The sequence below is a fragment of the Phocaeicola sp. RTP21198st1_B8_RTP21198_201120 genome (assembly GCF_040929485.1).
GTDB classification, from domain to species: domain Bacteria; phylum Bacteroidota; class Bacteroidia; order Bacteroidales; family Bacteroidaceae; genus Phocaeicola; species Phocaeicola dorei.
This window is the reverse complement of sequence record NZ_JBCOCI010000132.1, coordinates 1-5971: the sequence shown is the minus strand read 5'-3', so window position 1 is coordinate 5971 and position 5971 is coordinate 1. Positions and strand designations below refer to the sequence as shown.

The 5971-nt window shown below is 45.5% G+C and carries 4 protein-coding genes; all 4 read right to left on the bottom strand.

All coding sequences use genetic code 11. The annotated features are described in order from the left end of the window. Positions 1–238: 238 nt before the first annotated feature. On the bottom strand, positions 239–652 hold the full coding sequence (locus AB5935_RS23040) for a dihydrofolate reductase family protein (protein ID WP_005944197.1): 414 nt from the start codon (positions 650–652) through the stop codon (positions 239–241). A 281-nt stretch (positions 653–933) separates the two neighbouring features. After that, on the bottom strand, positions 934–2256 hold the full coding sequence (locus tag AB5935_RS23035) for a sigma-54-dependent transcriptional regulator (RefSeq protein ID WP_368327604.1): 1323 nt from the start codon (positions 2254–2256) through the stop codon (positions 934–936). Further along, entirely contained in the window at positions 2249–4567 is a 2319-nt protein-coding gene (locus AB5935_RS23030) for an ATP-binding protein (protein WP_005944277.1), read from the bottom strand. The genes AB5935_RS23035 and AB5935_RS23030 overlap by 8 nt, the downstream gene beginning before the upstream one ends. Further along, the coding region (locus tag AB5935_RS23025; RefSeq protein ID WP_368327603.1) for a tetracycline resistance ribosomal protection protein at positions 4567–5971 on the bottom strand (1405 nt) is incomplete at its 5' end. The genes AB5935_RS23030 and AB5935_RS23025, both read right to left, overlap by 1 nt.

The following is a 5971-nucleotide window of genomic DNA, read 5'->3' as shown; positions in this document are numbered from 1 at the left end:
CGGTTTCCGCCAATAAGAAATAATTCATGTCCTGTCAATTTTGAAATTTTACACTCTGTTTTTCGGTATGCGCACATGAATATGATTGGCAAAAAGCGTGTACATAAAAGAAAAAATCCGGCACGCTCTCTGCAAGGTGCTGGATTTCAGTGTGATAATTTCTCAATTTATTTATCCGACAGGAATTGTATTCAGCTTAAAGTGTTCATTTACTGAACATTCGTCCACTTTCCGGACATCAAACGCACGCTTTATAGATATGGCGGACCACTCCGTTGCGGTACACCTTCTGTGAGGTCAGCGTCCATTGTCCCTGTGGCAAGGCGGACTGGAAGAAACGCTTTCCCGTTCCGGCAATGAAAGGAATCGTGTAAAGTATGATTTCATCCACCACACGCATACGCAGCAGCCCGTTGATGTAGTCCGCCTTTTCAGGAGTGACTTCTGCCAGATAGCAGATGTCTGTTGTGGATTTCCGCCATTCGTCAAGCATAGATATGGAATAATCCGGTGTGATATGATAAAGGGCGTTTTCCCTTATCTTATTGATGCCGCAATCTTCAAGGCGCAGTTCCTTATACGCTTTGCAACATAACTCGGAGCTTTGACAACCGTCCATCGTGAGGACGGCAAGAATCTGTACTTTACCCATTATCGTTTCCTTTCGTTGGGCAAGGACAAAAAAGTAGCGTGCAAATCACACTACTTTCGAGCGACGGCTCTGGTAAAGCCTTTTACGGAGAGTACGTGAATGCACGCTATGCGTAGGCATAGCATAAGCATCACGCAATCGTCTCCGTAGTGTCAATTTACCAGATTTTCGCTCGAAACGCCTTGCGGTCTTATGTTATATATAGGCGGCAAAAGGCTCTGCCAGTCGCCGTTACCTTCTAATATGTCATGCAAAGATAGCCATTTTCAGCGAATTGCGGGCTATGGTTGCTCAAATTTATACTTCAATCCATATTCTTCCAGTTTATTATAGAGTGTTGTCCTGCCTATTCCAAGCAATTCGGCAGCGACCTTCCGGTTCCCGTCAGCCTGCTTCAAAGCACGCAGAATCCGCTCTTTATCTTCCTCATCGTTGCGTAGGGAGAAGCCGGTAATAGAGGTTGTTTCGGTTATCCCAAGTTCCAGATGCTCTTTCGTGACAAGTCCCGTCTGTGCCTGCAACACCGCGCCCATGATTTTCTGCCGAAGCTCGCGCACGTTGCCAGGCCATGAATGGGTCAGCAACGCTTTCCGTGCTTCGGAGATGACTCCGCTAACCTTGCACTCCAATTCATTATTGGCAATCTCGCGGAAAAACTCTGCCAGCGGCATGATGTCTTCCTGACAATCACGCAGCGGCGGAACGGTTATATCGAAGTCGTGCAGACGGTACAGCAAGTCCTGCCGGAAACGCTTTTCATTGACCGCCTTTTCCAGATTCTCGTTGGTGGCAGCGATAATACGGACATTGAAACTTCTATCCGTCCTGTCACCAACGGGGCGGTATCGCCGCTCCTGTATGGCACGCAGAAGCATCTGTTGGGTTTCCGGTGCGAGGTTGCCCACTTCGTCCAAAAACAGCGTGCCGCCTTCGGCTTCATGGAAATATCCTTTCTTGGCACTGTCCGCACCGGTGAATGCGCCTTTGACGTGTCCGAAAAATGCCGATGGAGCAAGCTCTTTGTTTAACGATCCGCAGTCCACAGCCACGAACGGCTTGCCGGAACGTTTGCTTTTATCATGCAGATGGTGGGCGATATGCTCCTTGCCCGTGCCGTTCTCTCCGAATATCAGTACGCTCATGTCGGTTGGTGCTACCAGCCTTATCCGGTGCATGATTTTCCGGAAGGCGGAACCGTCACGGGCAAACACGGGCATACGGCTCCGCCCGATATTCCGCTCTTTCAGTATGGTACGGAGAAGAGGCACGAGTTTGTCCTCCACGAGTTGTTTGGGTATGTAGTCCAGCGAGCCGAGTTTCATACTTTCAACCGCCGTATGCACTTCGGCATAGTCGGTCATGATGATGAACGGCTGCGTCATACCCTCTTTGCGCATCCAACGCAACAGGTCGATACCATTGCCGTCAGGTAGGCGCAGGTCTGAAACCACGATGTCCCCGTCAGCGGCTTGTTGCAGAAGTTTCCTCGCTGTCGAGAGGTGGAAAGCCTGCACGGTACGGAATCCCTCACGTGCCAGCAGGTTACAGACAAACTCGCAATACACGATGTTGTCCTCCACCACGATGATTTTTATCTTATCCATTGTTGTATTTCTTCCTTTCTTCTTTTGCCAGCCGGATTATCTCCGAACCCTTATCCAGCACAGCTCTTACGGCATTGCCTATTGCTTTGTCGTCAGGTGTGCCATTGTGATGAATCAGTTTATAAAGTTCCCTCAACGGTCTGTCGGCACGGAGTATCTCCCAAGAGCTGCGCAGGTGGTGTGTTAGGGCGTCCAGTTCCGGAAGGTCTTTCCGTTGTTCCGCATACCTGAGCGACTGCATTTCCTTTTCTGTTTCCGTTATCAATTTCTCCAGCATGACGGCTTCATTGCCGTAGGATAGCAGGGAGGTGAAACCCGGCTTTTCATTTTGTGCCGCATTCATGGCGCATTTATTTGAAATCTCCATCAGTTCAGATATGGAGAACGGCTTGAACAGGCATTCTGTGAATCCATGTTCTATAAGTTCCTCTTTGCCGCAACTGCCCGAAGCGGTTGTCACGATTACCGGGATATCCCTTGAATTGCCAACGTTGGAAGTGCGCAACAGTTCCAGCAACTCGAAACCGTTTATATCCGGCATATTCAGATCCGTCAGAAGAAGGCTGTATTCCTTTTTTCGTATCAGTTCCATCAGCTCCGCAGCATTGGTGCAGGTATCGCAGTGTATCCCTTCCTGTGCATACATTTCTTTCAGCATCAGGAGCAGCACTTCGTCATTGTCGATGGCAACCACATCGTGGAATGTATGGTTATGATGAACCTGTGTTTGATTTATCCGTTCCGGTAGTTCCTCGGCTGTCTGCATGGGGATTTCCACCGTGAAACGGCTACCTTTGCCTTTATCGCTCTCCAGACGGATTGTGCCGCCGAGCATTGTCACAATACGCTGAACAATGGAAAGACCTAATCCGAAGCCATCCTTTGCGGCAGCGTTTGACAGACGTTCAAACGCCCCGAATACCCGTTGCTGTTCCTCTTCGGTCATACCTGTACCCGTATCTTCGACGATAAGTTTCAGCAGACCGTTATCATAATCTGCCCGCAAAGAAACACTGCCGTTCTCCGTGAACTTGATAGCGTTGGACAGCAGGTTGTTCCCGATTTGCAAGATGCGTTCCTTATCTGTACATACAAAGGCATCCTTGTGGCAATGTATTGTCAGAGTCAGTCCTTTGTTTATGGCGATTGGCATAAACTCCGTTTCGAGCGTATGTGTGATTGCGGAAATCCTACATGCGGAGAAATTAGGCTGTTCCTTGCCGTTGTCCAGCCGGAAAAAATTCAGCAGGGTGTTCAGCATTTCACGCATGCGGTCAGAAGATTCCTGAATGTTTCGGATATACGTCCCGGTTTTATCCGTATTGCAGTCTTTCCGCATCAGTCCGGCATAACCCGTTATTGCCGTCAGTGGTGTACGTAATTCATGGGTAATGGTATGAACGGCTTTCTTGCGAGAGGCTATCAGTGCCTCGTTTCGCTTTGCCATTTGTTGCAGTCGCTCAATTAAATCTGCGGTTTCCTGTTTATATCGCTTGATGCGGTTGGCATTTCGGTGTATGATGATATATGATATGACCAGTAGCAGTATAACGAACCCTGTCAAGCCCCCAATCTGAATGAACGACCGTTCCCGCATGGCTGTTATCTCGGCTTCCCGCTTTTGTAGGTCAGTTTGTACTTTCCCGTCTATTTGAACAACCAGTCCTTGCAGTTGCCTGTTAAGTTCCGCATTTCGTGCGGCAAGGCTATCGGCATGAACCGATAAGCGACGGCTTTGCGCCTGTTGTTCGGTTCTCATATTCCGGTTAAAGGAACGGTGCATCGTGGTAGTCACAGTTGGTTTCGCTTCTTCCTTTTTGCCGAAGATGCCCAAGAATCCTTTTCGTTTAGGTTTCTTGGGTTGTTCTTGCACACTTTTCTGCGCGATTACGGGTACTTGACGGGGTATCTTATCGTTGATGGCTTGTTGCTGTTCAAGTATCTGCACGATTTGGCACATCTGCCGTTCCTTATCTTCGAGAAGATGGCGTACGCTGTCTATACGCTCTGCCGGATAGGTAGCTTTGAAACGGCAGAGCATACTGTCCATTGCCATACGCTGTGCATGGTAATGTTCGATATCTTTATCGTTCCATTCCAGTATTGTTTCACCAAATAGAGAGAATTTTATCATTTGAATATTGATATTGTTTATCTCTTTTCGGAACTCGTCTATTTTTTTATTGTCAAGTTCTAATGCTTCTATCTCCTGCCATTCATAGAAGCTATTATATGCTATACATCCGATAAGAACGGAGATAAGTATATACCCCAACCGTATTGTCTTATAGAAATTCCTGGATCGTTCCATTATTTTGATGATACTGATTTTTCAAACATGAATAAAAGTTTATCCTTTTCTTCCATACGGGTATTATCAGAATAACCGCCTTTTGTTATTTGATACCCACACGGCTTAACCATAAAAGTGCCTAAGCCTTTAGTGTATGAACTTACTTCTGAGGCATAGTCTTTACTTGTATTTAATGGAACTTTCCCTTCAATAAGACACCACTCATTATTACAACTGATACCTTTAATCTCAGACATCATTTTTTGCAGATCTGTAATAGCTTTGGAACTTGCTACTTGTGGTATCTGTAACTCAAAATAGAGCATCGGTTCGAGAATATCCACTCCTGATTGTTGCAAAGCCAACCTGAAGACATAAGGAGACAATTGTCTAAAATCGGCAGGGGTACTTATCGGACTATAATAAAGGGCATAAGTAAAGGTTACTTTCAAATCCGTCACTTCCCATCCATGCAATCCCGATTGGCAAGACATACGGATTCCTTCAAAAACGGCATTTTGAAAAGAATGGTTCAGATAACCAAAGGAGATTTCACTTTCGATTTGCAACCCTGACCCTATCGGTAAAGGTTCAAGAGTCAGTCCTATGGAGGCCCAGTAAGGGTTGGGAGGGACTTCGATATGGATAATCTTATTCACCTTCTTTTTAGGTCGTTCTTTGTAGATAGTCTTGATTTCATCAAAATGGGCCTTTACGGAGAATCGTTCTTCCAGCAATGTTTGTATGATTTCTTTTTGGGTTAAACCATATAACGAGATTTCCAATTCATCACTATATGAATTTATGGAAAAGGACAGAGACGGGTCTTCAATAAACAATACATTTAGAGCGGATATCAACTTGCTTCTCTCTTCGGGCTTGTCTGGTCGGACAGAAGATTTGAGGGCGGGATGCTGATGAGATAATCCTTGAATCAGACAAGGTTTAACACCTAAATAATCTCCGATTCTTAATTCTTCTATATCTTCTATAATTGCGATATCATTAGCAACCACTTCATCAACATTTATCTCTTTGCCCTGATAAATGGTTTTTAGATTTTTAATCTTGATGAATTTTTCAGAATCATTGACTTTTATAACGGTTCGAAGTCTCAGCCTTCCGTCAATAATTTTTAGAAAACTTCTTTTATGCCCTTTGGGGTCATGTTCTATTTTATAAAGATAAGCTGAAAGTCTATTGGGGACTGATGCCGGAGGAAATATAAAAGAAATGATGGCGTCTAACAACTCATTGATGCCAATATTGCACATTGCTGATCCATGCAAGACCGGATAGGCTTTGGCTTTTGCCACAAGAGCGATTATCGCATTCCAATAATCTGCCGGTAAGATTTCTTTATCCGCCAAATATAGTTCTAATATATCGTCGTCATGGTTGCATACAAATTCTTTGTGTTCT

Coding starts and splice junctions, on each gene's coding strand:
- AB5935_RS23030 (WP_005944277.1), bottom strand. CDS start 4,567: ATGGAACGATCCAGGAATTTCTATAAGACAATACGGTTGGGGTATATA.
- AB5935_RS23040 (WP_005944197.1), bottom strand. CDS start 652: ATGGGTAAAGTACAGATTCTTGCCGTCCTCACGATGGACGGTTGTCAA.
- AB5935_RS23035 (WP_368327604.1), bottom strand. CDS start 2,256: ATGGATAAGATAAAAATCATCGTGGTGGAGGACAACATCGTGTATTGC.